A 26,161-nucleotide genomic window follows, 5' to 3' on the forward strand; every position below is an offset into this window, starting at 1 on the left:
GCGGTACCGGGAGCGTCGCGGTACCGGGAGCGTCGCGGTCACCGCGCACCGGCCCCGACAGCACGACCCGAAGCCGCACCTCTTCCGACCATGAACCGGAGCCCGTGGCATGACTGTCTGCCTGCTCCTGCTGAGCGTCGTCGCTTTGACCGCCGCCGTGCCGGTGCCGCGCGCACTGACCCGGGCCGCCTGGCCCGAGCGGGAACCCGTGGTCGGACTGTGGGTCTGGCAGTGCCTGGTCGCCACCGTCCTGCTGTGCTGTCTGACGGCGCTCGCCCTCGGCGCCGCCGCCGTGTTCGGCACGGTCCGCGCGCAGTTGTTCGCCCCCGCGCCGCCCGCGGTGACCGCCGCGTACAACCTGTCCGCCGCGCCGGCCTGGGCCCTCGTCCTCTTCGTGCTACTGGCGTCCGGGGCCGCGTGGACGACGGCGATGCTCGCCCGCGAGCTGGTCGAGGCCCGCCGCCGCCGGGCCCGCGCCCGAGCGCACCTGCGCGAGCGCGCCCCCGAACTCCCCGCCGGCCTGCCCGCGGCCCGCGGCCCCCTGCTGGTCCTGGAGGACGAGTACCCCGACGCCTGGTGGATGCCGGGCAGCCGGCCCCAGTTGGTCGTCACCACCGGCGCCCTGCACCGCCTCACCGACCACCAGCTCGACGCCGTCCTCACCCACGAACGCGGTCACGCCCGCGCCCGGCACGACTGGCTGCTGCACCTGTCGAGCGCGCTGGCCACCAGCTTCCCGCGGGTGCCGCTGTTCACCCACTTCTGCGACCAGACCCACCGCCTCGTCGAGCTGGCCGCCGACGACACCGCCTCCCGCCGCTGCGGCCACCTGACCACGGCCCTGGCCCTGATCGAGCTGAACCAGCACCGGGGCGTGCTGTCCTGCTCCTCCAGCAACCGCCTCCTCGGCGAGCGCGTCGACCGCCTCCTGGAGCCCCGGCCGCGCCTGGACCGCAGGCAGCGCGCCCTCACCACGACGGCCGCGGCCCTCGTCCCGCTGATCCCCCTTCTGATCACCTTCGCCCCGGGGCTGACGGCACTGTCGTAGCGGGAGCGAGCCCCGGCACGGGTAGCGGGGCGGCGACGTGCGGGACAGCGGCCGCGGCGCGCCCTACATCCAGTCGTCCGGCTCGGGCTCCGACTCCTCGTCGGGCCACAGGTCCGGGTCCGGTCCCACGCCGTCGGCCGGGGCCGGGGCGGAGCCGGAGACCGGAGCCGCGGTCGGGGCCTCGGTCGGCCCGGATGCCGGGGCGGCGGCGCCGGGCGCGTCCAGCGAGGCCAGGACCCCGATCACGCCCTCGCCGTACGTCGTCAGCTTCTTCTCGCCGATGCCGCTGATGCCGCCGAGCTCCGCGACCGACGTCGGCCAGACCGTGGCGATCTCGCGGAGCGTCGCGTCGTGGAAGATGACGTACGCCGGGACGCCCTGCTCCCTGGCCTGCTCGGCGCGCCAGGCGCGCAGCGCCTCGAACGCCGGGAGCAGTGCCTCCGGCAGTTCGGCCGCCGCCGCTCTGGGCTTGCGCTCGCCCCGGGACGTCGTGCCGCGCGCGGTGGCCGGCTTCTTCGGCTCCTTGCGCAGCGGCACCTCGCGCTCCCGCCGCAGCACGGCTCCGCTCGCCTCGGTCAGCACCAGCGTGCCGTACTCCCCCTCGACCGCGAGCAGCCCTTGGGCGAGCAACTGCCGTACGACACCCCGCCATTCGCTCTCGGCGAGCTCCTCGCCGATGCCGAACACGGACAGCTGGTCGTGGTCGTACTGGATCACCTTGGCGGTGCGCCGCCCCAGCAGGATGTCGACGATCTGCGTCGCGCCGAACTTCTGCCCGCGCTCCCGCTTGAGCCGCACCACCGTCGACAGCACCTTCTGCGCGGCCACCGTGCCGTCCCACGTCTCGGGCGGGGTGAGGCAGGTGTCGCAGTTCCCGCAGCGCGGCGCGTCGGGGTCCTGGCCGAAGTAGGCGAGGAGCTGGCCTCTGCGGCACTCGACCGTCTCGCACAGCGCGAGCATCGAGTCGAGGTGCTGGGCGGCCCGCCGGCGGAACGCCTCGTCGCCCTCCGAGGTCTGGATCATCTTGCGCTGCTGGATGACGTCGTTGAGCCCGTACGCCATCCACGCCGTCGACGGGAGTCCGTCCCGGCCGGCGCGGCCCGTCTCCTGGTAATAGCCCTCGACCGACTTGGGCAGGTCCAGGTGCGCGACGAAGCGGACGTCCGGCTTGTCGATGCCCATGCCGAAGGCGATGGTGGCCACGACCACCAACCCGTCCTCCCGCAGGAAGCGGGACTGGTGCGCGGCGCGCGTCCCCGCGTCGAGCCCCGCGTGGTACGGCACCGCCTCGACGCCGTTGCGCGAGAGGAACTCGGCGGTCTTCTCGACCGAGTTGCGCGAGAGGCAGTAGACGATGCCCGCGTCGCCGGGGTGTTCCTCGCGCAGGAAGGCCAGCAGCTGCTTCTTGGGGTCGGCCTTCGGGACGATGCGGTACTGGATGTTGGGCCGGTCGAAGCTCGCCACGAAGTGCCGGGCCGCCGGCATGTTCAGCCGCTGGGTGATCTCCTGGTGCGTGGCGTGCGTGGCCGTCGCGGTGAGGGCGATGCGCGGGACGTCCGGCCAGCGCTCGCCGAGCAGGGACAGCGACAGGTAGTCGGGGCGGAAGTCGTGGCCCCACTGGGACACGCAGTGCGCCTCGTCGATGGCAAAGACCGACATCTTGCCGCGCGACAGCAGGTCCTGCGTCGATTCGAGCCGCAGCCGCTCCGGCGCGAGGTAGACGAGGTCCAGCTCGCCGGCCAGGAACTCGGCCTCGACCATGCGCCGCTCGTCGAAGTCCTGCGTCGAGTTCATGAACCCGGCGCGCACGCCCAGCGCCCGCAGGGCGTCCACCTGGTCCTGCATCAGCGCGATGAGCGGCGAGACGACGACACCCGTGCCCGGTCTGACCAGGGCCGGAATCTGGTAGCACAGGGACTTGCCGCCGCCGGTGGGCATCAGCACCACGGCGTCGCCGCCCGCCACGACGTGCTCGATCACGGCCTCCTGCTCGCCGCGGAAGGCCTCGTAGCCGAAGACCCGGTGCAGCGTGGCCAGCGCCTCGCTCGCGTCGTACACCCTCGACGTGTCCACGTCGGTCGTCACAACCGTCCCGCCCATCCCATGCATCGCCCGTCCCCCGTACGCGGTCCCTCGACCACTGCCTCCACGATAGGGGTCGGCGCCGACAGGCCAGGAAGTTGTCCACAGGTCCAGGACACAGGTCCGCGCCGCACGTCCCGCGCCGCACGTCCACGCGAAACGGCCCGGCACCCCCCGAGCGGGTGCCGAGCCGTCGTGCGGGCGGGGTGCGGCGTCAGCGCACGAACACTCCCGCCTGTCCCGCCAGGTCCAGGAAGTACTGCGGGGCCACACCCAGGACCAGGGTGACGGCCACGCCGACGCCGATCGCCGTCATCGTCAGCGGGGACGGCACCGCGACCGTCGGGCCCTCCGGCTTCGGCTCGCTGAAGAACATCAGGACGATCACCCGGATGTAGAAGAACGCCGCGATCGCCGACGAGATCACACCGATCACGACCAGCGGGGCCGCGCCGCCCTCCGCCGCCGCCTTGAACACGGCGAACTTGCCCGCGAACCCGGACGTCAGCGGAATGCCGGCGAAGGCCAGCAGGAACACCGCGAACACGGCCGCCACCAGCGGCGACCGCCGGCCGAGCCCCGCCCACTTGGACAGGTGCGTCGCCTCGCCGCCCGCGTCCCGCACCAGCGTGACCACCGCGAACGCGCCGATCGTCACGAAGGAGTACGCCGCCAGGTAGAAGAGGACCGAGGACACGCCGTCGGGCGTCGTCGCGATGACACCCGCGAGGATGAAGCCCGCGTGCGCGATCGACGAGTACGCCAGCAGCCGCTTGATGTCGGTCTGCGTGATCGCGACGATCGCGCCGCCCAGCATCGTGACGATCGCGACCGCCCACATCACCGGCCGCCAGTCCCAGCGCAGGCCCGGCAGCACCACGTACAGCACCCGCAGCAGGGCGCCGAAGGCCGCGACCTTGGTCGCCGCCGCCATGAAGCCCGTCACCGGCGTCGGCGCGCCCTGGTACACGTCCGGCGTCCACATGTGGAACGGCACGGCGCCCACCTTGAACAGCAGACCCATCACCAGCAGCGCCGCGCCGATCAGCAGCAGCGCGTCGTTGCCCATGGTGTTGGCGAGCGCCGGCGTCACGTTCTGCACGGAGCCGTCGACGACCTGCGCGATCGTCGCGTACGACATCGAGCCCGCGTAGCCGTACAGCAGCGCGATGCCGAACAGTGTGAACGCCGAGGCGAACGCGCCGAGCAGGAAGTACTTGACCGCGGCCTCCTGCGACATCAGCCGCTTGCGGCGGGCCAGCGCGCACATCAGGTACAGCGGGAGGGAGAACACCTCCAGCGCGATGAACAGCGTCAGCAGGTCGTTCGCCGCCGGGAAGATCAGCATGCCGGCGACGGCGAACATCAGCAGCGGGAAGACCTCGGTGGTGGTGAACCCGGCCTTGACCGCCGCCTTCTCGCTGTCGCTGCCGGGCACGGACGCGGCCTGCGCGGCGAACGAGTCGACGCGGTTGCCGTGCACCAGCGGATCGAGCCGGCGCTCGGCGAACGTGAACAGGCCGACCAGTCCGGCCAGCAGAATGGTGCCCTGGAGGAACAGGGCGGGTCCGTCGACGGCGATGGCGCCCATCGCCGCGATCCGGGCCTTCGTCGTGCCGTACCCGTCGGCCGCGAGCGCGACCACCGCGGCGAACGCGGCGACGAGCGCGACGGCCGACACGAACATCTGGACGTGGTAACGGGCCTTGCGCGGCACGAACGCCTCGACCAGCACGCCGACGAGTCCCGCCCCGACGATGATCAGGGTCGGTGCCAGCTGGCCGTACTCGATCTTCGGCGCGTCGATCTTCGAGATCGGGTCGGCCGCGGTTGTCCACAGGCTGTGGACGGCTGATGCGCTCACTTGGCCGCCTCCACCTCGGGCTGGGGATCCTTCTTCTGAACGTCGGACATGGTCTGCTCGACTGCCGGGTTGACCACGTCCGTCAAGGGCTTCGGATAGACGCCCAGGAAGATCAGCAGCACGACCAGCGGGGCGACCACCACGATCTCCCGCACCCTGAGGTCCGGCATCGCGGCCACCTCGGGCTTCACCGGGCCCGTCATCGTCCGCTGGTACAGGACGAGGGTGTAGAGCGCGGCGAGGACGATGCCGAGGGTGGCGATGATGCCGATCACCGGATAGCGCGCGAACGTGCCGACCAGGACCAGGAACTCACTGACGAACGGCGCGAGGCCCGGCAGCGACAGCGTCGCCAGACCGCCGATCAGGAACGTGCCGGCGAGCACCGGGGCGACCTTCTGCACACCGCCGTAGTCGGCGATGAGCCGCGAGCCGCGCCGCGAGATCAGGAAGCCGGCCACCAGCATCAGCGCGGCCGTCGAGATGCCGTGGTTGACCATGTACAGCGTCGCGCCCGACTGGCCCTGGCTGGTCATCGCGAAGATGCCCATGATGATGAAGCCGAAGTGCGAGATCGACGCGTACGCCACCAGCCGCTTGATGTCCCGCTGGCCCACCGCGACCAGCGCCCCGTAGATGATGCTGACCAGGGCGAGGACGAGGATCGCGGGCGTCGCCCACTTGCTGGCCTCCGGGAACAGCTGGAGGCAGAAGCGCAGCATCGCGAAGGTGCCGACCTTGTCGACGACCGCCGTGATGAGCACGGCGACCGGGGCGGTGGCCTCACCCATGGCGTTGGGCAGCCAGGTGTGCAGCGGCCACAGCGGCGCCTTCACCGCGAACGCGAAGAAGAAGCCGAGGAACAGCCAGCGCTCGGTGTTCGTCGCCATGTCCAGCGAGCCGTTGGCCCGCGCCTCGGCGATCTCCGTGAGCGAGAAGTTCCCGGCGACCACGTACAGCCCGATCACCGAGGCCAGCATGATCAGGCCGCCGGCCAGGTTGTAGAGGAGGAACTTGACCGCCGCGTACGACCGTTGGGTCGACGCCACCTTCTCGCCGTGCTCGTGGGCACGGTCCCCGAAGCCGCCGATGAGGAAGTACATCGGGATGAGCATGGCTTCGAAGAAGATGTAGAAGAGGAAGACGTCGGTGGCCTCGAAGGAGATGATCACCATCGCCTCGACGGCCAGGATCAGGGCGAAGAAGCCCTGCGTCGGCCGCCACCGCTTGCTGCCGGTCTCCAGCGGGTCGGCGTCGTGCCAGCCCGCCAGGATGATGAACGGGATGAGCAGGGCGGTCAGCGCGATGAGCGCCACCGCGATGCCGTCCACGCCCAGTTCGTAACGGACCCCGAAGTCCTTGATCCAGGAGTGGGACTCGGTGAGCTGGTAGCGGTCGCCGCCCGGGTCGAAACGGACCAGGACAACGATCGCCAGGACGAGCGTGGCGAGCGAGAAGAGCAGCGCCAGCCACTTGGCCGCGGTGCGTTTCGCGGCCGGTACGGCAGCCGTGGCGATGGCCCCGACGGCCGGGAGCACCGCCGTCGCTGTCAGCAGGGGAAAGGACATCGGTATCAGACCGCCCTCATCAGCAGGGTCGCGGCGACGAGGACCGCCGCACCGCCGAACATCGAGACCGCGTAGGAGCGCGCGAAGCCGTTCTGCGCCTTGCGCAGCCGACCGGACAGACCGCCGACCGACGCCGCCGTGCCGTTGACGACCCCGTCGACCAGCTTGTGGTCGACGTACACGAGGGAGCGCGTGAGGTGCTCTCCGCCGCGGACCAGGACGACGTGGTTGAAGTCGTCCTGGAGCAGGTCGCGCCGGGCCGCCCGGGTGAGCAGCGACCCGCGCGGGGCGACGGCCGGGACCGGGCGGCGCCCGTACTGCGCCCAGGCGAGCGAGACGCCGATCACCATCACGGCGACCGTGGACACCGTGACCGTCAGGGCGCTGATCGGGGCGTGGCCGTGGTCGTGCCCGGTGACGGGCTCCAGCCAGTGCAGGAAGCGGTCGCCGATGCCGAAGAACGCGCCGCCGAACACGGAGCCGACGGCCAGCACGATCATCGGGATCGTCATGACCTTCGGCGACTCGTGCGGGTGCGGCGGCTCGTACTCGCCGCCGGTCTTCGCGGCCGGCTCCACACTGGGCTCGGCCGGCGACGGGGTCGGCGCGTTGCGCCAGCGCTCCTCGCCGAAGAACGTCATCAGCATCACCCGCGTCATGTAGTACGCGGTGATGGCCGCGCCGAGCAGGGCGCAGGCGCCGAGGATCCAGCCCTCGGTGCCGCCCTTGGCGAACGCCGCCTCGATGATCTTGTCCTTGGAGAAGAAGCCGGACAGGCCCGGGAAGCCGATGATGGCGAGGTAGCCGAGGCCGAAGGTGATGAACGTGACCGGCATGTACTTCCGCAGGCCGCCGTAGCGGCGCATGTCGACCTCGTCGTTCATGCCGTGCATGACGGAGCCCGCGCCGAGGAACAGCCCGGCCTTGAAGAAGCCGTGCGTCACCAGGTGCATGATCGCGAAGACGTAGCCGATGGGGCCGAGGCCCGCGGCGAGCACCATGTAGCCGATCTGCGACATGGTCGATCCGGCCAGCGCCTTCTTGATGTCGTCCTTCGCGCAACCGACGATCGCACCGAACAGCAGCGTGACCGCGCCGACGACGGTGACGACGAGCTGCGCGTCCGGGGCGCCGTTGAAGACGGCCGCGGAGCGGACGATCAGGTAGACGCCGGCGGTCACCATCGTCGCGGCGTGGATGAGGGCCGAGACCGGGGTCGGGCCCTCCATCGCGTCGCCGAGCCAGGACTGCAGCGGCACCTGGGCGGACTTGCCGCACGCGGCGAGCAGCAGCATCAGCGCGATCGCGGTGAGCTGCCCCTCGGAGGCGTCCCCGGCGAGGCCGGGCTCCTCGTGCGAGCCGAGCAGCGGCCCGAAGGCGAACGTCCCGAACGTCGTGAACATCAGCATGATCGCGATGGACAGGCCGACGTCACCGACGCGGTTGACGAGGAAGGCCTTCTTCGCGGCCGTGGCCGCGCTCGGCTTGTGCTGCCAGAAGCCGATGAGCAGGTAGGAGGCGAGACCGACGCCCTCCCAGCCGACGTACAGCAGAAGGTAGTTGTCGGCGAGGACGAGCAGCAGCATCGCCGCGAGGAACAGGTTCAGGTAGCCGAAGAAGCGGCGGCGCCGCTCGTCGTGCTCCATGTACCCGATGGAATAGAGGTGGATCAGCGAGCCGACGCCCGTGATCAGCAGGACGAACGTCATCGACAGCTGGTCGAGGCGGAAGGCCACGTCGGCCTGGAAGCCCTCCACCGGAATCCAGCTGAACACGTGCTGCGTCAGGGTGCGGTGTGCGGCGTCCTCACCGAGCAGGTCGGCGAAGAGCACCAGGCCGATGACGAAGGACGCGGCGGCGAGCGCCGTGCCGATCCAGTGGCCCACGGCGTCCAGCCGGCGTCCGCCGCACAGCAGGACCGCCGCTCCGAGCAGAGGCGCCGTCACCAGCAGCGCAATCAGGTTCTCCACGATTCAGCGACCCCTCACAGCTTCATCAGGCTGGCGTCGTCGACCGAGGCCGAGTGGCGGGCACGGAACAGGGACACGATGATCGCGAGCCCCACCACGACCTCCGCGGCGGCGACGACCATCGTGAAGAACGCGATGATCTGGCCGTCGAGGTTGCCGTGCATGCGGGAGAACGCGACGAACGCGAGGTTGCAGGCGTTGAGCATGAGCTCCACGCACATGAACACCACGATCGCGTTCCGTCTGATCAGCACGCCCGTGGCGCCGATCGTGAACAACAGGGCCGCGAGGTAGAGGTAGTTGGCGGGATTCACTTCGACGCCTCCTCGGCCCGCTTGACGTTCGCCGGATCGATGGCACGGCGTTCAAGACGCTCCTCGGAACGCTGCTCCAGCGCCCGCAGATCGTTGAGCGCCTCCGTCGACACGTCCCGGATCTGCCCGCGCTCTCGCAGCGTCTTGTTGACGGTGAGCTCGGACGGGGTGCCGTCGGGCAGCAGGGCCGCGATGTCCACCGCGTTGTGCCGGGCGTACACGCCGGGCGCGGGCAGCGGCGGGAGGTGCTTGCCCTCGCGGACGCGCGCCTCGGCGAGTTCGCGCTGCGTCCTGGCGCGCTCGGTGCGCTCCCGGTGCGTGAGCACCATGGCGCCGATGGCGGCCGTGATCAGCAGGATGCCGGTGATCTCGAAGGCGAAGACGTACTTCGTGAAGATGAGGGTCGCGAGGCCCTCCACGTTCCCGCCCGCGTTGGCCTGGCCGGTGCCGCTGAACTCCGTTAGGGAGGCGTTGCCGATGCCGCCGATCAGCAGGAGGCCGAAGCCGAGCCCGCTCACCAGCGCCAGCCAGCGCTGGCCCTTGATGGTCTCCTTCAGGGAGTCCGCCGAGGTGACGCCGACGAGCATCACGACGAACAGGAACAGCATCATGATCGCGCCGGTGTAGACGACGATCTGCACGATGCCCAGGAAGTAGGCGCCGTTGGCGAGGTAGAACACCGCCAGGATGATCATGGTTCCGGCGAGGCAGAGCGCGCTGTGCACGGCCTTCTTCATGAATACGGTGCACAGGGCGCCGATCACGGCGATCGTGCCGAGCACCCAGAACTGGAACGCCTCTCCGGTGGAGGTGGTGTAGGCGGCGAGCTGCGCGGTCATCGGCCGATCACCTTCTCCGACGCCGGTTCGCTCTCGCCGAAGGTCGAGTCGCCCTCCTGGACGACCTCGCCCTCGGAGTGCGCCACCTGCTGCACCGTGCCCGGCGCGGCCTCGGTCACCAGGCCCCGGTAGTAGTCCTGTTCGTCCGTGCCCGGGTACATGGCGTGCGGGGAGTCGACCATGCCGTCCTCGAGACCGGCGAGCAACTGCTCCTTGGTGTAGATGAGGTTGGCGCGGCTGGAGTCGGCCAGCTCGAACTCGTTCGTCATCGTGAGCGCGCGCGTGGGGCACGCCTCGATGCACAGGCCGCACAGGATGCAGCGGGCGTAGTTGATCTGGTACACCCGCCCGTACCGCTCGCCCGGCGAGTAGCGCTCCTCCTCGGTGTTGTCCGCGCCCTCCACGTAGATCGCGTCGGCGGGACAGGCCCAGGCGCACAGCTCGCAGCCGACGCACTTCTCCAGGCCGTCCGGATGGCGGTTGAGCTGGTGCCGTCCGTGGAAGCGCGGAGCCGTGGTCTTCTGCTGCTCCGGGTACTGCTCCGTGAGCCGCTTCTTGAACATGGCCTTGAAGGTCACGCCGAAGCCGGCCACGGGGTTCAGGAAACCGGGCGACGTGTGCCCGGCCTCCTTGGGCTCCTCAGCCATCGGACGCCTCCTTTCCATCCGTAGATCCGCCCAGAGATCCGTCACTCTGAGTATCGGGTCCGCCACTGACAATCAGCTCCCGCTCGCGGCGCGGGCGGCGCCGCGGCACGGGTGGCAACTCCTGTCCGGGCAGCGGCGGCACGGGGAATCCACCGGCCATCGGGTCGAACGCGGCCGGTTCCCCGGCGGCCTTCTCGTCCGGCCCGGACCGCTCGCGGAACATGTCGGCGACGAAGGACAGCAGGAGCAGGACGAGCACGCCACCGCCGATGTAGAGGGCGATGTCGGCGAAGTCGTAGTTCTCGTTCCGCAGGGCCCGCACGGTCGCGACGAGCATCAGCCACACCACGGAGACCGGGATGAGGACCTTCCAGCCGAGCTTCATCAGCTGGTCGTAGCGCACGCGTGGCAGCGAGGCGCGCAGCCAGACGAAGAAGAACAGCAGCATCACGACCTTGCCGGTGAACCACAGCATCGGCCACCAGCCGTGGTTGGCGCCCTCCCAGAAGGTGCTGATGGGCCACGGGGCCCGCCAGCCGCCCAGGAACAGCGTGACCGCGACCATCGAGACCGTCACCATGTTCACGTACTCGGCGAGCATGAACATCGCGAACTTGATGGACGAGTACTCGGTGTTGAAGCCGCCGACCAGGTCGCCCTCGGACTCCGGCATGTCGAACGGCGCGCGGTTGACCTCGCCGACCATCGTCACGATGTAGAGCAGGAAGGAGACCGGCAGCAGCAGGATGTACCAGCGGTCGGCCTGCTGCTCGACGATCGCCGACGTCGACATCGAACCCGAGTAGAGGAAGACGGAGGCGAACGCGGCGCCCATCGCGATCTCGTACGAGATCATCTGCGCGCAGGACCGCAGGCCGCCGAGCAGCGGGTACGTCGAGCCGGAGCTCCAGCCCGCCAGCACGATGCCGTAGATGCCGACCGACGCGACGGCCAGGATGTACAGCATCGCGATCGGCAGGTCGGTGAGCTGCATCGTGGTGCGCTGGCCGAAGATCGAGATCTCGTTGCCGGCCGGGCCGAAGGGGATGACGGCGACCGCCATGAACGCCGGGACGGCGGCCACGATCGGCGCGAGGACGTAGACGACCTTGTCGGCGCGCTTGACGACGACGTCTTCCTTGAGCATCAGCTTCACGCCGTCGGCGAGCGACTGGAGCATGCCCCAGGGGCCGTGCCGGTTGGGGCCGATGCGCAGCTGCATCCAGGCGATGACCTTGCGCTCCATGACGATGGAGATCAGCACGGTCCCCATCAGGAAGGCGAAGCAGAACACCGCCTTGAGGGCGATCAGCCACCACGGGTCGCGGCCGAACATCGAGAGGTCTTCAGCAGCGAGATACGGGCTCATGCCTCCACCTCCTTGGGGGCCTCGCCGGCGAGGGTCGCCGGACCGATACGGACGAGGGAGCCGGGCCGGGCCCCGGTGTCGGAGGCGACGCCCACGCCATGGGAGTTCAGCGGGAGCCACACCACCCGGTCGGGCATCTCGGTGACGCGCAGCGGCAGTTCGGTCGCTCCGGCCGGGCCGGTCACGGCCAGCAGGTCGCCGTCCTTGACGCCGGCCTCGGCGGCCGTCGCGGCCGACACGCGCGCGCAGGCGGCGTGCCGGGTCCCGGCGAGCGCCTCGTCGCCCTGCTGGAGCAGACCCTGGTCGAGCAGCAGCCGGTGCCCGGCGAGAACGGCCTCACCGGCCGCGGGCCGGGGCAGCACGCCCGCGCTCTCCAGGGGCTCGTCGGCCCGCGGCCCGTCCCAGGCGCCGAGCCGGTCCAGCTCCGCGCGCGTGGTCCGCAGGTCCGGCAGACCCAGGTGCACGTCCATGGCGTCGGCCAGCATCTGCAGCACGCGCCCGTCGGTGGGGGCCACGCGCCGGGTCATCTGGTCGGGCTTGAGCGCGGTCTCGAAGAGGCGGGCCCGGCCCTCCCAGTTGAGGAAGGTGCCCGCCTTCTCGGCGACCGCCGCGACCGGCAGGACCACGTCGGCGTGCCGGGTGACCTCGCTGGGCCGCAGTTCGAGCGAGACCAGGAAGCCGACCTCGGTGAGCGCCGCACGCGCGCGTGCCGGATCGGGCAGGTCGGCGATCTCCACGCCCGCGACGAGCAGCGCCTGGAGTTCGCCGGACGCCGCCGCCTCGACGATCTGGCCGGTGTCGCGGCCGTAGCGGTGCGGGAGTTCGGCGACGCCCCAGACCGCGGCGACCTCGTCACGCGCGCGTGGATCGGTCGCCGGGCGCCCGCCCGGCAGCAGCGACGGCAGCGCGCCCGCCTCGATCGCGCCGCGCTCGCCGGCCCGGCGCGGAATCCACACCAGCCGGGCGCCGGTCGCCGCGGCGGCCCGCACGGCGGCGGTGAGCCCGCCGGCCACGGCGGCCAGCCGCTCACCGACGACGATCAGCGCGCCCTCGGCGCGCAGCGCCTCGGAGGCCGTGGCGCCGTCGCCCTCCAGGCCGACGCCGCTGGCGAGCGCGTCCAGCCACTCGGTCTCGGTGCCGGGAGCGGCCGGCAGCAGCGTGCCGCCCGCCTTCTCCAGGCCCCGGGTGGCGTACGTGGCCAGCGCGAAGGTGCGCTGGCCGTGCTTGCGCCAGGCCTTGCGCAGCCGCAGGAAGACGCCGGGCGCCTCCTCCTCCGCCTCGAAACCGACCAGCAGCACCGCGGGCGCCTTCTCCAGGGCGGTGTACGTGACACCCGTCCCGTCGAGGGAGTGACCGCGGCCCGCGACGCGTGCGGCGAGGAAGTCGGCCTCCTCACCGCTGTGCACGCGCGCGCGGAAGTCGATGTCGTTGGTGTCGAGCGCCACGCGCGCGAACTTGCTGTAGGCGTAGGCGTCCTCGACGGTGAGCCGGCCGCCGGTCAGCACGCCGGTGCGGCCCCGCGAGGCGAGCAGCCCCTGCGCGGCGATCTGGAGCGCCTCGGGCCAGGACGCCGGTTCGAGCTCGCCCTCCGCGTTGCGCACCAGCGGCGTGGTGAGCCGGTCACGCTGCTGCGCGTACCGGAAGCCGAAGCGGCCCTTGTCGCAGATCCACTCCTCGTTGACCTCGGGGTCCTCGGCGGCGAGGCGGCGCATGACCTTGCCGCGCCGGTGGTCGGTGCGGGTGGCGCAGCCGCCCGAGCAGTGCTCGCACACCGACGGCGAGGACACCAGGTCGAAGGGGCGGGAGCGGAACCGGTAGGCGGCCGAGGTGAGGGCGCCGACCGGGCAGATCTGGATGGTGTTGCCGGAGAAGTACGACTCGAAGGGGTCGCCCTCGCCGGTGCCGACCTGCTGGAGCGCGCCCCGCTCGATCAGTTCGATCATCGGGTCGCCCGCGACCTGGTTGGAGAACCGGGTGCAGCGGGCGCACAGCACGCACCGCTCACGGTCGAGCAGCACCTGCGTGGAGATCGGCACGGGCTTCTCGTAGGTCCGCTTCTTGCCCTCGAAGCGGGACTCCGCGTTGCCGTGCGACATCGCCTGGTTCTGCAGGGGGCACTCGCCGCCCTTGTCGCAGACGGGGCAGTCCAGCGGGTGGTTGATGAGCAGGAGCTCCATCACACCCTTCTGGGCCTTCTCCGCGACCGGGGAGGTGAGGTGGGTCTTGACCACCATCCCGTCGGTGCAGGTGATGGTGCAGGACGCCATCGGCTTGCGCTGTCCCTCGACGTCGACGATGCACTGGCGGCAGGCGCCGGCCGGGTCGAGGAGGGGGTGGTCGCAGAACCGGGGGATCTCGATGCCGAGTTGCTCGGCGGCGCGGATCACCAGGGTGCCCTTGGGCACGCTGATCTCGGCGCCGTCGATCGTCAGCGTGACGAGGTCCTCCGGCGGGACCGCCGCCTCTCCCCCGCCTGAGGGAGCGTTGGTGGTCACGGTCATGCGTTCACCTCCGTGCGGTCGGCCCAGGCCGTCGACTTGGCCGGGTCGAAGGGGCAGCCGCGGCCCGTGATGTGCTGCTCGTACTCCTCACGGAAGTACTGCAGCGAGGAGAAGATCGGCGCGGCGGCGCCGTCGCCGAGGGCGCAGAACGACTTGCCGTTGATGTTGTCGGCGATGTCGTTCAGCTTGTCGAGGTCGCTCATCACGCCCTTGCCGGCCTCGATGTCGCGCATCAGCTGCACGAGCCAGTAGGTCCCTTCGCGGCAGGGTGTGCACTTGCCGCAGGACTCGTGGGCGTAGAACTCGGTCCAGCGGGTGACGGCGCGGACGACGCAGGTCGTCTCGTCGAAGCACTGCAGGGCCTTGGTGCCGAGCATGGATCCCGCCGCGCCCACGCCCTCGTAGTCGAGGGGGACGTCGAGGTGCTCGTCGGTGAGCAGCGGGGTCGAGGAGCCGCCCGGCGTCCAGAACTTGAGGCGGTGCCCGGGCCGCATGCCGCCGCTCATGTCGAGGAGCTGGCGGAGCGTGACACCGAGCGGCGCCTCGAACTGTCCGGGGTTGGCGACGTGCCCGCTGAGGGAGTACAGCGTGAAGCCGGGGGACTTCTCGCTCCCCATCGACCGGAACCATTCCTTGCCCCGGTTCATGATGGCGGGAACCGACGCGATCGACTCGACGTTGTTCACCACAGTCGGGCACGCGTAGAGGCCCGCCACGGCGGGGAAGGGGGGACGCAGCCGCGGTTGACCACGGCGGCCTTCGAGGGAGTCCAGCAGCGCGGTCTCCTCACCGCAGATGTACGCGCCGGCGCCGGCGTGCACGGTGAGGTCGAGGTCCATGCCGCTGCCCAGGACGTTCTTCCCGAGGTAGCCCGCCGCGTAGGCCTCGCGCACGGCCTCGTGCAACCGCCGCAGGACGGGGACGACTTCACCCCGCAGATAGATGAAGGCATGCGACGACCTGATCGCGTAGCACCCGATGATGATGCCCTCGATGAGGCTGTGCGGGTTCGCGAAGAGGAGCGGGATGTCCTTGCAGGTCCCGGGCTCCGATTCGTCGGCGTTGACAACTAGATAGTGCGGCTTTCCATCACCCTGCGGAATGAACTGCCACTTCATGCCCGTCGGGAACCCCGCGCCGCCGCGGCCGCGCAGACCCGAGTCCTTGACGTACGCGATCACGTCGTCGGGCGACATGGCGAGCGCCTTGCGGAGCCCCTCGTACCCCTCGTGCCTCCGGTAGACGTCCAGCGTCCAGGACCGGTCCTCGTCCCAGAAGGCCGACAGCACGGGTGCGAGCAGCTTCTCCGGGCTCGTGTCCTTGAGTTCGGGTGCCAAGGTCATCACTCCCCCTCCTCGGCGACAGGCCCGGCCGGGTGGGCCGGGTCGGAGGCCGACGTGTCCTGTGGCGCGTCGTGCGAGCTCAGGTGCTCCGCCGGTGACGGCTCGTGCACGGCGGTGCCCCGCGTCTCGTCGTGGGGTCCGCCGTCGCGCGGATGGACCACGCGCGCGGGTGCGGTCTCTCCCTTGGCCAGGCGGAGACCCACCAGCGACGCCGGTCCCGCACTGCCGCTCTCCTCGACGGCCCCGGGCCGCTCGTCGGGGAAGCCGGCCAGGATCCGCGCGGTCTCCTTGAAGGTGCACAGCCGCGCCCCGCGCGTGGGCGTGACCTCGCGCCCGGCGCGCAGGTCGTCGACGAGGCGCTTGGCGCTGCCCGGGGTCTGGTTGTCGAAGAACTCCCAGTTGACCATCACGACGGGCGCGAAGTCGCAGGCCGCGTTGCACTCGATGTGCTCCAGGGTGACCTTGCCGTCGTCGGTGGTCTCGCCGTTGCCGACGCCGAGGTGCTCCTGGAGCTCCTCGAAGATCGCGTCGCCGCCCATCACCGCGCACAGCGTGTTGGTGCACACGCCGACCTGGTAGTCGCCGGAGGGCCTGCGCCGGTACATGGTGTAGAAGGTGGCGACGGCGGTCACCTCGGCGGTGGTCAGGCCGAGCACGTCCGCGCAGAACTGCATTCCGGTGCGCGTGACGTGTCCCTCCTCCGACTGCACGAGGTGCAGCAGCGGCAGGAGGGCTGACCTGGAGTCCGGGTAGCGGGCGACGATCTCGCGCGCGTCGGTCTCCAGCCGGGTTCGGACGTCGTCCGGGTAGGCGGGCGCGGGCAGTTCAGGCATGCCCAGGCTGACGCCCCGCTCCGAAGAACTGGTGGTCACCGGTCGACGCCTCCCATCACGGGGTCGATGGACGCGACAGCGACGATGACGTCGGCGACCTGGCCGCCTTCGCACATCGCCGCCATCGTCTGAAGGTTGGAGAACGACGGGTCACGGAAGTGGACCCGGTAGGGGCGGGTGCCGCCGTCGGACACGGCGTGCACCAGGAGTTCGCCCTTCGGCGACTCGACGGCCGCGTACGCCTGCCCCGGCGGTACGCGGAATCCCTCGGTCACCAGCTTGAAGTGGTGGATCAGGGCCTCCATGGAGGTGCCCATGATCTCCTTGATGTGATCGGGGGAGTTGCCCAGTCCGTCAGGTCCCAGGGCGAGCTGGGCGGGCCAGGCGATCTTCTTGTCGGCGACCATGACCGGCCCGGGCTCCAGCCGGTCGAGGCACTGCTCGATGATCCGCAGCGACTGGCGCATCTCTTCGAGACGGATCAGGAAGCGGCCGTAGGCGTCGCAGGTCTCGGTGGTCGGGACGTCGAAGTCGTACGTCTCGTAGCCGCAGTACGGCTGCGCCTTGCGCAGGTCGTGCGGCAGGCCGCTGGCGCGCAGGATGGGCCCCGTCGCGCCGAGGGCGACGCAGCCGGTGAGGTCGAGGTGGCCGACGCCCTGCATGCGTGCCTTGAAGATGGGGTTCCCGGTGGCGAGCTTGTCGTACTCCGGGAGGTTCTTCTCCATCGTCCTGACGAACTCGCGGACGCGGTCCGCCGCGCCGGGCGGCAGGTCCTGGGCGAGTCCGCCGGGGCGGATGTACGCGTGGTTCATCCGCAGGCCGGTGATCAGCTCGTAGAGGTCGAGGATCATTTCGCGGTCGCGGAACCCGTAGATCATGACCGTGGTGGCGCCGAGTTCCATGCCGCCGGTGGCGATGGCGACCAGGTGCGAGGAGATCCGGTTCAGCTCCATCAGGAGCACGCGGATCACCGAGGCCCGGTCGGGGACCTGGTCCTCGATGCCGAGGAGCTTCTCGACCGCGAGGCAGTACGCCGTCTCGTTGAAGAACGACGTCAGGTAGTCCATGCGCGTCACGAGCGTGGAGCCCTGGGTCCACGTCCGGTACTCGATGTTCTTCTCGATGCCGGTGTGGAGGTAGCCGACGCCGCAGCGGGCCTCGGTGACGGTCTCGCCCTCGATCTCCAGGATCAGGCGCAGCACACCGTGGGTGGAGGGGTGCTGGGGTCCCATGTTGACGACGATGCGCTCGTCGTCGGCACGGGAGGCGGACCGGACGATCTCGTCCCAGTCGCCGCCGGTGACGGTGTAGACGGCGCCCTCGGTGGTCTCGCGGGGCAGGGTGTGGGAGGTGGTCACGAGTACGACCTCCGCTGGTCCGGGGCCGGGATCTGCGCGCCCTTGTACTCGACCGGGATGCCGCCCAGCGGGTAGTCCTTGCGCTGCGGGAAGCCCTGCCAGTCGTCCGGCATGATGATCCGCGTGAGCGCCGGGTGCCCGTCGAAGACGATGCCGAAGAAGTCGTAGGCCTCGCGCTCGTGCCAGTCGTTGGTCGGGTAGACGGAGACCAGCGACGGGATGTGGCGGTCGCTGTCGGGGCAGCTGACCTCCAGGCGGATCAGCCGGTTGTGGGTGATCGAGCGCAGGTGGTAGACGGCGTGCAGCTCGCGGCCCTTGTCGCTCGGGTAGTGGACGCCGTTGACGCCGGTGCACAGCTCGAAGCGCAGGGCCGGGTCGTCGCGCAGGGTGCGGGCGACGCGGACGAGGTGCTCGCGCTCGATGTAAAAAGTGAGCTCGCCCCGGTCGACGACCGTCTTCTCGATGGCGTTGCCGGGGAGCAGTCCCTGCTCCTCCAGCGCGCCCTCGAGTTCGTCGGCGACCTCGTCGAACCAGCCGCCGTAGGGGCGGCTCGCCGGCCCCGGGAGCCGGACCGAGCGCACCAGGCCGCCGTAGCCGGAGGTGTCCCCGCCGTTGTTGGCGCCGAACATGCCCCGCTGGACGCGGATCTCCTCGCCGCCCTGGCCGCGCTGACCGGGGAGGTTGGAGGCCGAGAGGTCCTTCTCGGGGTTCGCGCCGCCGGAGTCGTTCACGTCGCTCATCGCAGCAGACCCTTCATCTCGATCGTGGGCAGCGCCTTGAGTGCCGCTTCCTCCGCCTCGCGGGCCGCTTCCTCGGCGTTGACCCCGAGCTTCGACGTCCGGATCTTCTCGTGGAGCTTGAGGATGGCGTCCATCAGCATCTCGGGGCGCGGCGGGCAGCCGGGCAGGTAGATGTCGACCGGGACGATGTGGTCGACGCCCTGGACGATCGCGTAGTTGTTGAACATGCCGCCGGACGAGGCGCAGACCCCCATGGAGATCACCCACTTGGGGTTGGGCATCTGGTCGTAGACCTGCCGCACGACCGGGGCCATCTTCTGGCTCACCCGGCCCGCGACGATCATCAGGTCCGCCTGGCGGGGTGAGCCGCGGAAGACCTCCATGCCGAAGCGCGCGAGGTCGTACCGGCCGGCGCCCGCCGTCATCATTTCGAAGGCGCAGCACGCCAGACCGAACGTGGCGGGGAAGACCGACGCCTTGCGCACCCAGCCCGCGGCCTGCTCGACGGTGGTCAGCAGGAAGCCGCTCGGCAGCTTTTCTTCGAGTCCCATGGCTAAAGGCCCCTCAGTCCCATTCCAGCCCGCCGCGCCGCCACACGTACGCGTACGCGACGAAGACGGTGAGCACGAAGAGCAGCATCTCCACGAGCCCGAAGATCCCCAGCGCGTCGAAGGTGACGGCCCAGGGGTAGAGGAAGACGATCTCGATGTCGAAGACGATGAAGAGCATCGCCGTCAGGTAGTACTTGATGGGGAAGCGCCCGCCGCCGGCCGGCGTGGGGGTCGGCTCGATACCGCACTCGTAGGCCATGAGCCTGGCGCGGTTGTACCGCTTCGGACCGATCAGCGTGGCCATGACCACGGAGAAGATCGCAAAGCCTGCCCCGAGGGCTCCCAGTACGAGGATGGGCGCATACGCGTTCACCGCTCCTCGCTCCTCTCAGTCGGCACTGACTGCTGGCGGTTGCATTGGGCTCACGTTCCGACCCGGCAGCCCCGGCAGCCCCCTGAACCCCGCCTGTCCCGGCGAAGATCGAGAACATGTGAAGCAGGTCACAAGCCCAACTGCTCCGCATCTTATGCCCGCAGGTCTGTGATCTGCGACACGGGGTATTGCACAAGCTTTGTGATCTCCACCACCTGACGAAGGATCATGAAGTCGTATGAGCGTTGATCTTCGTACGCGAAGCGTCCAGTCGATCACCAGACGTGACATTCTCGCTCGTCAGTGCAGGTGAGAGAGGTGCGTCTCCATATCAAGAGGCTTCCCGTGCATGCAAATTGGCGCTGGACGGGATCGCTTGATAGTGGAGTCCGTTCACACCTCGGAGGGGGTTCGGGGAGCGATGTGGACGCGTGCACGCGTTCACGAGCGGATCCGGCCACGCCTCGCGCGACGCGGTGTACACACGACGCACTCATCCCGGTAATCGTTCCGTGACCTCCGCCACACCATGAGAGGCGTCTGAAAAGCGGGCTTGGCCACCCGTCCCAACAGGTGGTAGGCGGGGGGCAATTCGGGCGTAATGATGAAAGACCGTGATCACGGGCCAGTCGGGGCGCGCCCGCAATGTCCGTTACGGCGTCAATAAAGAGCGACACGCCCGGGATTCGGGCCTCGATTGAACAACTGTGGCGCAGCACACGTTTCTTGAAGGTATGGAGGAGCCCCTGGTACCCGTAGTTCTCATGTCCCACACCGCTCACATACGCAGCCACCGGAAACCCCGCCGCAGCGCGTCGACGATCGCGATGCGGGCCGGAGTTGCCGGTGGCGTCCTCAGCACCCTGGCAGTCGCCGGTGCGTCGGGTTCGGCGAACGCCGCCGAACCGGCGGCGCAGACCCTCGAACTGCCCACCCTGACGGCGGACCTGGCCGCGCAGGTCGCCGAGTCCGCGGACGCCACGCAGCTGGCCGCCGCGAACTACCAGCTGCGGGCAGAGCGTGACGCAGCGGCCGCCGAGGCGGCCAAGGAGGCCAAGGCCGACCTGGCCGAGGCCAAGAAGAAGGCGGAAGCCAAGAAGAAGGCCGCGGAGGCCGCCCGCAAGGCAGCCGCCGAGCGCGCCGCCCGCAGCGCCGAGCGCCCCACCCTGAGCGCCTCCGCCTCCGCGAGCACCGCGACCGCGTCCGCGCCGGCCAGCGGCAGCGTCGCGACCGTGATCTCCTTCCTCAAGGCCCAGGTGGGCGACGCCTACGTCATGGGCGCCACGGGCCCCAACGCCTGGGACTGCTCCAGCCTCGTGCAGGCCGCGTTCCGCCAGGTCGGTGTGGACCTGCCGCGCGTCTCGCAGGACCAGTCGATGGTCGGCACCGACGTCTCGCTGTCCAACCTCCAGGTCGGCGACATCCTGTACTGGGGCGGCAAGGGCTCCGCGTACCACACGGGTGTCTACATCGGTAACGGCCAGTACCTGGACGCGGCGAACCCGTCCAAGGGCGTCGTCATCCAGGACCTCTCCGGCTACCCGGCGTCGGGCGCGGTCCGCGTCCTCTAGACCAAAACCGGCCCGACGGACGCAAGTCGGGCGAAGAGCGACATACGGAAGGGCCGCTGCCTCGGGGGCAGCGGCCCTTCCGTCGCGTTCTCGCTCCGCCGGCCGGTCAGGCCTTCGGGGCCACCTTGCTCAGGCCGTTGATGATGCGGTCCATCGCGTCGCCGCCCGTCGGGTCGGTCAGGTTGGCGAGCAGCTTGAGGGTGAACCTCATCAGCATCGGGTGCGTCAGACCGCGCTGGGCGGCGATCTGCATGACCTTCGGGTTGCCGATGAGCTTCACGAAGGCCCGGCCGAGCGTGTAGTAGCCGCCGTAGGTGTCCTTCAGGATCCGCGGGTAGCGGCGCAGCGCGATCTCCCGCTGGGCGGGCGTCGAGCGGGCGTGCGCCTGGACGATGACCTCGGCGGCGATCTGGCCGGACTCCATGGCGTAGGCGATGCCCTCGCCGTTGAACGGGTTCACCAGGCCGCCCGCGTCGCCGACGAGGAGCAGACCGCGCGTGTAGTGCGGCTGGCGGTTGAAGGCCATGGGGAGGGCGGCGCCGCGGATCGGTCCCGTCATGTTGTCCGGCGTGTAGCCCCAGTCCTCCGGCATGGACGCGCACCAGGCCTTCAGGACCTCGCGCCAGTCCAGTTCCTTGAAGGACTCGGAGGTGTTGAGGACGCCGAGACCGACGTTCGAGGTGCCGTCGCCCATGCCGAAGATCCAGCCGTAGCCGGGCAGCAGCCGGTCCTGGGCGCCGCGGCGGTCCCACAGTTCCAGCCAGGACTCGAGGTAGTCGTCCTCGTGCCGGGGCGAGGTGAAGTACGTGCGGACGGCGACGCCCATCGGGCGGTCCTCGCGGCGGTGCAGGCCCATCGCGAGCGACAGCCGGGTGGAGTTGCCGTCGGCGGCGACGACGAGCGGCGCGCGGAAGGTGACCTCGCGCTTCTCCACACCGAGCTTGGCGGTGACGCCGGTGATGCGGCCGGTGCGGTCGTCGACGACCGGGCCGGAGACGTTGCAGCGCTCGTAGAGCCGGGCGCCCGCCTTCTGCGCCTGGCGGGCGAGCTGCTCGTCGAAGTCGTCGCGCTTGCGGACGAGTCCGTAGTCGGGGAAGGAGGCGAGATCCGGCCAGTCCAGCTGGAGCCGCACCCCGCCGCCGATGATCCGCAGGCCCTTGTTGCGCAGCCAGCCCGCCTCCTCGGAGATGTCGATGCCCATGGACACCAACTGCTTGACGGCGCGCGGGGTCAGGCCGTCGCCGCACACCTTCTCCCGCGGGAACTCGGTCTTCTCCAGCAGAAGGACGTCGAGCCCTGCCCTGGCCAGGTGGTACGCGGTCGTGGAGCCGGCCGGCCCCGCGCCTACGACGATGACATCGGCGGACGTGTCGGAGAGGGGCTCGGTCACGGCGGGATCTCCCCAAGTTCGAAATCTGCGTGCCGACCGGCACTGGACATGGGCAGTCTATTCAGCGGCATCGATCAACCGGCTGAAGGGCTGCCCTGTGAACCGAGCTCTCCCCGCTGTGCGGCTGCGCGTCCCCACCGACGAGGACGCCGTCGCCTGGCACCGGGTCTTCGACGACCCGGACGTGATGGAGTTCCAGGGCGGCCGGTCCGCCGAGCTGTCGGTCTACGAGGAACTCACGGCGCGCCAGCGGCGGCACGACGCGGAACTCGGCCTGTGCCTGTGGACGATGCTCGACGAGGCGGGCGGCGTCATGGGCTTCACCGGCGCCCAGCCCTGGCCCCACGCCTGGGGCCCGGCCGGCGAGATCGAGATCGGCTGGCGGCTCGGCCGCGCCCACTGGGGCAAGGGGTACGTCACGGCGGCGGCGCGGGAGACCCTGGAGCGGGTCCGCGGCGCGGGCGTCGGCAGCGTCGTGGCGATGGTCGACTCGCGCAACGAACGCTCGATCGCGGTGACCCGGCGGCTCGGCATGGAACTCGCCGAGAAGTTCACGAGCCCCTCCGGGCGCATCGGCCACTGCTATCGCCTGGACCTGTTACGGACGGTAATCGTCGGCTACGGAAAGGTACATGACGCTTCCGGGCGGTGGTTGGCCGGAGTTACTCTGCCAGTACCGCTGGGGGTGACGTCCGTGCGCCTGACACCCAAGAGTCCGGAAGTGCTCGTCCCACGCCTCGTCGGCCTGATGGCCGTGGACGCGCGTGAGACGGCAGAGGCGGGCGGCGTGCTGCTCGCCGCGCCCGACCGGCCCGACTTCCACCGCACCGTCGTGGACTACGTCGTACGGCAGTACCCGCCGCCCGGGGTCGCGATCCCCCGGGGCGCCGTCGTCACCGTCTGGTTCGACTTCGGCGACGGCGAGGGCGGCGGGGGCGTCCGGGAACCCCGGCGGGGCACTCCGCCGCCGGGCGGGCTGCGCCGGGAACTGGGCGAACCGGAGGACCCGTACCCGGCCCTCAGCCACCCGTGACGGCCCGGCCGACGGCCCCGGCCACCCGTGAGAGCCGTGCCCTCGGCCACGAAGTGAGGCCGGAACGGCCCCGTACCCGCGGCTCGGACGCGCGGCTCAGCTCTCCTTGAAGCCCCGGTGCATGGCCACGATGCCGCCCGACAGGTTGCGCCACGCCACCTTCGACCAGCCGGCCCGGCTCAGGTGCCCGGCGAGCGCGGCCTGGTCGGGCCAGGCGCGGATGGACTCGGCGAGGTACACGTACGCGTCGGGGTTGGAGGACACCGCGCGGGCGACCGGCGGCAGCGCGCGCATCAGGTACTCGGTGTAGACGGTCCGGAACGGCGCCCACGTCGGCTGCGAGAACTCGCAGATCACGACCCGCCCGCCGGGCCGCGTCACACGGTGCAACTCGCGCAGAGCCGCGTCGAAGTCCTGGACGTTGCGCAGCCCGAAGGAGATGGTGACGGCGTCGAACACGTCGTCCCGGAAGGGCAGCCGGGTCGCGTCGCCGGCCGTGAACGGCAGCCAGCCGTGGCGCTGTTTGCCCACCTGGAGCATGCCGAGGGAGAAGTCGCAGGGGACGACGTAGGCGCCGGTGCGGGCGAACGGCAGCGAGGAGGTGGCCGTGCCGGCGGCGAGGTCGAGGACCTTCTGCGCGGGCCGGGCGTCCACCGCCTTCGCGACCTCCTTGCGCCACAGGCGCGCCTGCCCGAGGGACAGCACGTCGTTCGTGAGGTCGTAACGTCCCGCCACGTCGTCGAACATCGAGGCGACTTCGTGCGGCTGCTTGTCCAGGGATGCGCGGGTCACCCACCCATTGTGGCAGTACGCCCCTCAGGACCCACGCGCCGCACCCGCCTGCGCGCCGCACCCGCCCGCACCCGCCCGCGCGCCCCGCGCCTCCCGCGTCCCTACGCGTGCCTACGCACGCCGGTGCACGAGCCGGCCGCCCACGACGGTGGCCACGCACGTGCCGGCGCCGAGACGCACGAGGGCGTCCCGGTCGGGCACGTCGAACACCGCGAACCGCGCCGGCGACCCGGCGGTGAGCCGCGGCAGCAGCACGAGCGGCACCGGGGAGAAGGCCGCGGGCCCCGGCAGCACGGGCGGGCGGCCCGCGAGGGCGAGCCCGGCGCGGCGCACCGCGTCCAGGGCGGCACGGGCGCGCAGTTCACCGGCGACGGCGACGGTGCCGTGCGCCAGCATCCGCTGCACGCCCCGGCGCGCGCTCGCGCCCGCGGCGGACGCGTCGGCGCGCAGCAGTGCCTGCGCGCGGCTGCCGAAGACCGGCTCGGTGCCGAGCCGGTCGGCCTCGCGCGGGTCGGGATGGTAGGCCTGCTCCAGCAGTTCGGGCCCGTACGGGTTGAGCAGGCCCGGCGTGAGGATGCCGGGCCAGCGCCGCACGCGGGCCCGCGGCCGGTCGGCGGCCAGCGTCTCGTACGGGCCGACGGCGGCGATCCGCGCGCCGTCGACCAGGACGGCCGTGTCGGGCGAGGCCTCGGCGGCGTGAATCGTCAGCATGCGGGGGCGGATCGTCCCTATTCCTGGGTCAGTTGGACGCGAGGAGCTTCAGCTCGGGGTGCGCCGTGCCGCCCTCGATCGCCGTGGAGGAGATGTGGGAGGCCACGCGGTCGTCGACCGGGTCGTTGGCGGGGTCGTCGTGCACGACGAGGTGCTCGTACGTCGTCGCGCGCTGCGCGGGCACGCGCCCGGCGCGGCGGATCAGGTCGATGATCTCCAGCCGGTTGGAGCGGTGCCTGGCCCCGGCGGAGGACACGACGTTCTCCTCCAGCATGATCGAGCCGAGGTCGTCGGCGCCGTAGTGCAGGGACAGCTGGCCGACCTCCTTGCCCGTCGTCAGCCAGGAGCCCTGGATGTGGGCGACGTTGTCGAGGAACAGCCGGGCGACGGCGATCATCCGCAGGTACTCGAAGAGGGTCGCCTGCGTGCGGCCCTTCAGGTGGTTGTTCTCGGGCTGGTAGGTGTACGGGATGAAGGCGCGGAAGCCGCCGGTGCGGTCCTGCACGTCGCGGATCATCCGCAGGTGCTCGATGCGTTCGGCGTTGGTCTCGCCGGTGCCCATGAGCATGGTGGACGTGGACTCGACACCGAGGTTGTGCGCGATCTCCATGATCTCCAGCCAGCGCTCCCCGGACTCCTTCAGCGGGGCGATGGCCTTGCGGGGGCGCGCGGGCAGCAGTTCGGCGCCGGCGCCGGCGAAGGAGTCGAGCCCGGCGGCGTGGATGCGCCGGATCGCCTCCTCGACCGGCACCCCGGAGATGCGGGCCATGTGCTCGACCTCGGAGGCGCCGAGGGAGTGGATCACGAGCTGCGGGAAGGCGTCCTTGATGGCCTTGAAGTGCTTCTCGTAGTACTCGACGCCGTAGTCCGGGTGGTGGCCGCCCTGGAACATGATCTGCGTGCCGCCCAGCTCGACGGTCTCCGCGCAGCGGCGCAGGATGTCGTCCAGGTCGCGCGTCCAGCCCTTGGCGGTGTCCTTGGGGGCGGCGTAGAAGGCGCAGAACTTGCACGCCGTGACGCACACGTTCGTGTAGTTGATGTTGCGCTCGATGATGTACGTCGCGATGTGCTCGGTGCCGGCGTACCGGCGGCGGCGCACGGCGTCGGCGGCTGCGCCCAGTGCGTGCAGCGGGGCGTCGCGGTAGAGGTCGAGCGCTTCTTCGGGGGTGATCCGCCCACCGGCGGCTGCGCGGTCGAGGATGGGCTGAAGGTCGGCCTTCTCGGTCACCGGCGTCCCTTTCGTAAGGGTTGTGGACGGACGTCC

Annotated in this window: 22 protein-coding genes and 1 pseudogene; 4 read left to right on the top strand and 19 right to left on the bottom strand. The window is 70.6% G+C overall.

Annotated elements, in window-relative coordinates; all coding sequences use genetic code 11:
- The first annotated feature begins 109 nt into the window (after positions 1–109).
- Positions 110–1,048 (top strand): M56 family metallopeptidase, encoded by a 939-nt coding sequence (locus tag ACZ7D7_RS04410; protein ID WP_470822209.1) that lies wholly within the window; start codon positions 110–112, stop codon positions 1,046–1,048.
- Between the two features lie 63 nt (positions 1,049–1,111).
- On the opposite strand, the gene recQ is transcribed toward ACZ7D7_RS04410, so the two are convergent.
- The 15 genes from recQ to ACZ7D7_RS04485 form a co-directional block, all read right to left on the bottom strand.
- The gene (gene recQ, locus ACZ7D7_RS04415; protein WP_470822211.1) at positions 1,112–3,148 is read right to left on the bottom strand and encodes a DNA helicase RecQ; all 2,037 of its coding nucleotides are present in this window, start codon (positions 3,146–3,148) and stop codon (positions 1,112–1,114) included.
- Positions 3,149–3,344: 196 nt separating this feature from the next.
- Entirely contained in the window at positions 3,345–4,994 is a 1,650-nt protein-coding gene (nuoN, locus tag ACZ7D7_RS04420) for an NADH-quinone oxidoreductase subunit NuoN (protein ID WP_470822212.1), read from the bottom strand.
- Positions 4,991–6,562, bottom strand: a complete 1,572-nt coding sequence (locus ACZ7D7_RS04425) for an NADH-quinone oxidoreductase subunit M (RefSeq protein ID WP_470822214.1) — start codon at positions 6,560–6,562, stop codon at positions 4,991–4,993. Before ACZ7D7_RS04425 ends, nuoN begins: the two co-directional genes overlap by 4 nt.
- A gap of 5 nt (positions 6,563–6,567) precedes the next feature.
- Entirely contained in the window at positions 6,568–8,532 is a 1,965-nt protein-coding gene (gene nuoL, locus ACZ7D7_RS04430; protein ID WP_470822216.1) for an NADH-quinone oxidoreductase subunit L, read from the bottom strand.
- Positions 8,533–8,546: 14 nt separating this feature from the next.
- Positions 8,547–8,846: an NADH-quinone oxidoreductase subunit NuoK gene (nuoK, locus tag ACZ7D7_RS04435; RefSeq protein ID WP_470822218.1), complete on the bottom strand. Its 300-nt coding sequence runs from the start codon at positions 8,844–8,846 to the stop codon at positions 8,547–8,549.
- Complete coding sequence (locus tag ACZ7D7_RS04440) at positions 8,843–9,685, bottom strand: NADH-quinone oxidoreductase subunit J (RefSeq protein ID WP_470822220.1); 843 nt, start codon at positions 9,683–9,685, stop codon at positions 8,843–8,845. The genes nuoK and ACZ7D7_RS04440 overlap by 4 nt, the downstream gene beginning before the upstream one ends.
- Positions 9,682–10,332 (bottom strand): NADH-quinone oxidoreductase subunit NuoI, encoded by a 651-nt coding sequence (gene nuoI / locus ACZ7D7_RS04445; RefSeq protein WP_470822222.1) that lies wholly within the window; start codon positions 10,330–10,332, stop codon positions 9,682–9,684. Before nuoI ends, ACZ7D7_RS04440 begins: the two co-directional genes overlap by 4 nt.
- Positions 10,325–11,701: an NADH-quinone oxidoreductase subunit NuoH gene (nuoH, locus tag ACZ7D7_RS04450; RefSeq protein WP_470822224.1), complete on the bottom strand. Its 1,377-nt coding sequence runs from the start codon at positions 11,699–11,701 to the stop codon at positions 10,325–10,327. The genes nuoI and nuoH overlap by 8 nt, the downstream gene beginning before the upstream one ends.
- Positions 11,698–14,202 (bottom strand): NADH-quinone oxidoreductase subunit G, encoded by a 2,505-nt coding sequence (locus ACZ7D7_RS04455; protein ID WP_470822226.1) that lies wholly within the window; start codon positions 14,200–14,202, stop codon positions 11,698–11,700. Before ACZ7D7_RS04455 ends, nuoH begins: the two co-directional genes overlap by 4 nt.
- Positions 14,199–15,545, bottom strand: coding sequence for an NADH-quinone oxidoreductase subunit NuoF (gene nuoF, locus ACZ7D7_RS04460; RefSeq protein ID WP_470822228.1), 1,347 nt, complete (start codon positions 15,543–15,545; stop codon positions 14,199–14,201). The genes ACZ7D7_RS04455 and nuoF overlap by 4 nt, the downstream gene beginning before the upstream one ends.
- On the bottom strand, positions 15,545–16,417 hold the full coding sequence (nuoE, locus tag ACZ7D7_RS04465) for an NADH-quinone oxidoreductase subunit NuoE (protein WP_470822230.1): 873 nt from the start codon (positions 16,415–16,417) through the stop codon (positions 15,545–15,547). Before nuoE ends, nuoF begins: the two co-directional genes overlap by 1 nt.
- Positions 16,414–17,736, bottom strand: a complete 1,323-nt coding sequence (locus ACZ7D7_RS04470) for an NADH-quinone oxidoreductase subunit D (protein ID WP_470822232.1) — start codon at positions 17,734–17,736, stop codon at positions 16,414–16,416. The genes nuoE and ACZ7D7_RS04470 overlap by 4 nt, the downstream gene beginning before the upstream one ends.
- Positions 17,733–18,476 (bottom strand): NADH-quinone oxidoreductase subunit C, encoded by a 744-nt coding sequence (locus tag ACZ7D7_RS04475; RefSeq protein ID WP_470822233.1) that lies wholly within the window; start codon positions 18,474–18,476, stop codon positions 17,733–17,735. Before ACZ7D7_RS04475 ends, ACZ7D7_RS04470 begins: the two co-directional genes overlap by 4 nt.
- Positions 18,473–19,027, bottom strand: coding sequence for a NuoB/complex I 20 kDa subunit family protein (locus tag ACZ7D7_RS04480; RefSeq protein ID WP_470822235.1), 555 nt, complete (start codon positions 19,025–19,027; stop codon positions 18,473–18,475). Before ACZ7D7_RS04480 ends, ACZ7D7_RS04475 begins: the two co-directional genes overlap by 4 nt.
- Before the next feature lie 13 nt (positions 19,028–19,040).
- A complete protein-coding gene (locus ACZ7D7_RS04485) occupies positions 19,041–19,400 on the bottom strand; it encodes an NADH-quinone oxidoreductase subunit A (RefSeq protein WP_470822237.1) in 360 nt (119 codons plus the stop codon).
- 734 nt (positions 19,401–20,134) lie between these two features.
- Here ACZ7D7_RS04485 and ACZ7D7_RS04490 point away from each other — a divergent pair.
- Positions 20,135–20,971: a C40 family peptidase gene (locus ACZ7D7_RS04490; RefSeq protein WP_470822239.1), complete on the top strand. Its 837-nt coding sequence runs from the start codon at positions 20,135–20,137 to the stop codon at positions 20,969–20,971.
- A gap of 106 nt (positions 20,972–21,077) precedes the next feature.
- Here the strand turns inward: ACZ7D7_RS04490 and ACZ7D7_RS04495 are convergent, their stop codons facing one another.
- Positions 21,078–22,361, bottom strand: a complete 1,284-nt coding sequence (locus ACZ7D7_RS04495; protein WP_470822241.1) for a geranylgeranyl reductase family protein — start codon at positions 22,359–22,361, stop codon at positions 21,078–21,080.
- A 97-nt stretch (positions 22,362–22,458) separates the two neighbouring features.
- Between ACZ7D7_RS04495 and ACZ7D7_RS04500 the strand changes: the two are divergent.
- Together ACZ7D7_RS04500 and ACZ7D7_RS04505 are read left to right on the top strand one after the other, a co-directional pair.
- Positions 22,459–22,959, top strand: a pseudogene (locus ACZ7D7_RS04500) (GNAT family N-acetyltransferase); the annotation flags it as partial.
- Positions 22,960–23,082: 123 nt separating this feature from the next.
- The gene (locus ACZ7D7_RS04505) at positions 23,083–23,394 is read left to right on the top strand and encodes a PASTA domain-containing protein (RefSeq protein WP_470822463.1); all 312 of its coding nucleotides are present in this window, start codon (positions 23,083–23,085) and stop codon (positions 23,392–23,394) included.
- Positions 23,395–23,490: 96 nt separating this feature from the next.
- Here ACZ7D7_RS04505 and ACZ7D7_RS04510 read toward each other — a convergent pair whose 3' ends face one another.
- The 3 genes from ACZ7D7_RS04510 to mqnC all read right to left on the bottom strand — a co-directional run bounded on the left by ACZ7D7_RS04510 (position 23,491) and on the right by mqnC (position 26,125).
- Positions 23,491–24,186, bottom strand: a complete 696-nt coding sequence (locus ACZ7D7_RS04510; protein WP_470822243.1) for a demethylmenaquinone methyltransferase — start codon at positions 24,184–24,186, stop codon at positions 23,491–23,493.
- Positions 24,187–24,297: 111 nt separating this feature from the next.
- Positions 24,298–24,897 (bottom strand): imidazolonepropionase-like domain-containing protein, encoded by a 600-nt coding sequence (locus tag ACZ7D7_RS04515; protein WP_470822245.1) that lies wholly within the window; start codon positions 24,895–24,897, stop codon positions 24,298–24,300.
- 28 nt (positions 24,898–24,925) lie between these two features.
- On the bottom strand, positions 24,926–26,125 hold the full coding sequence (gene mqnC, locus ACZ7D7_RS04520) for a cyclic dehypoxanthinyl futalosine synthase (RefSeq protein WP_470822247.1): 1,200 nt from the start codon (positions 26,123–26,125) through the stop codon (positions 24,926–24,928).
- Between the last annotated feature and the right edge of the window lie 36 nt (positions 26,126–26,161).

This window comes from Streptomyces sp. NPDC037054, from assembly GCF_055606745.1.

What these genes read in the sequence shown, in the direction of transcription:
- ACZ7D7_RS04410 (WP_470822209.1), top strand. Translation starts at nt 110, where the DNA reads ATGACTGTCTGCCTGCTCCTGCTGAGCGTCGTCGCTTTGACCGCCGCC.
- recQ (WP_470822211.1), bottom strand. Translation starts at nt 3,148, where the DNA reads ATGGGCGGGACGGTTGTGACGACCGACGTGGACACGTCGAGGGTGTAC.
- ACZ7D7_RS04425 (WP_470822214.1), bottom strand. Translation starts at nt 6,562, where the DNA reads ATGTCCTTTCCCCTGCTGACAGCGACGGCGGTGCTCCCGGCCGTCGGG.
- ACZ7D7_RS04440 (WP_470822220.1), bottom strand. Translation starts at nt 9,685, where the DNA reads ATGACCGCGCAGCTCGCCGCCTACACCACCTCCACCGGAGAGGCGTTC.
- nuoI (WP_470822222.1), bottom strand. Translation starts at nt 10,332, where the DNA reads ATGGCTGAGGAGCCCAAGGAGGCCGGGCACACGTCGCCCGGTTTCCTG.
- nuoH (WP_470822224.1), bottom strand. Translation starts at nt 11,701, where the DNA reads ATGAGCCCGTATCTCGCTGCTGAAGACCTCTCGATGTTCGGCCGCGAC.
- ACZ7D7_RS04455 (WP_470822226.1), bottom strand. Translation starts at nt 14,202, where the DNA reads ATGACCGTGACCACCAACGCTCCCTCAGGCGGGGGAGAGGCGGCGGTC.
- nuoF (WP_470822228.1), bottom strand. Translation starts at nt 15,545, where the DNA reads ATGACCTTGGCACCCGAACTCAAGGACACGAGCCCGGAGAAGCTGCTC.
- ACZ7D7_RS04475 (WP_470822233.1), bottom strand. Translation starts at nt 18,476, where the DNA reads ATGAGCGACGTGAACGACTCCGGCGGCGCGAACCCCGAGAAGGACCTC.
- ACZ7D7_RS04480 (WP_470822235.1), bottom strand. Translation starts at nt 19,027, where the DNA reads ATGGGACTCGAAGAAAAGCTGCCGAGCGGCTTCCTGCTGACCACCGTC.
- ACZ7D7_RS04490 (WP_470822239.1), top strand. Translation starts at nt 20,135, where the DNA reads ATGGAGGAGCCCCTGGTACCCGTAGTTCTCATGTCCCACACCGCTCAC.
- ACZ7D7_RS04515 (WP_470822245.1), bottom strand. Translation starts at nt 24,897, where the DNA reads ATGCTGACGATTCACGCCGCCGAGGCCTCGCCCGACACGGCCGTCCTG.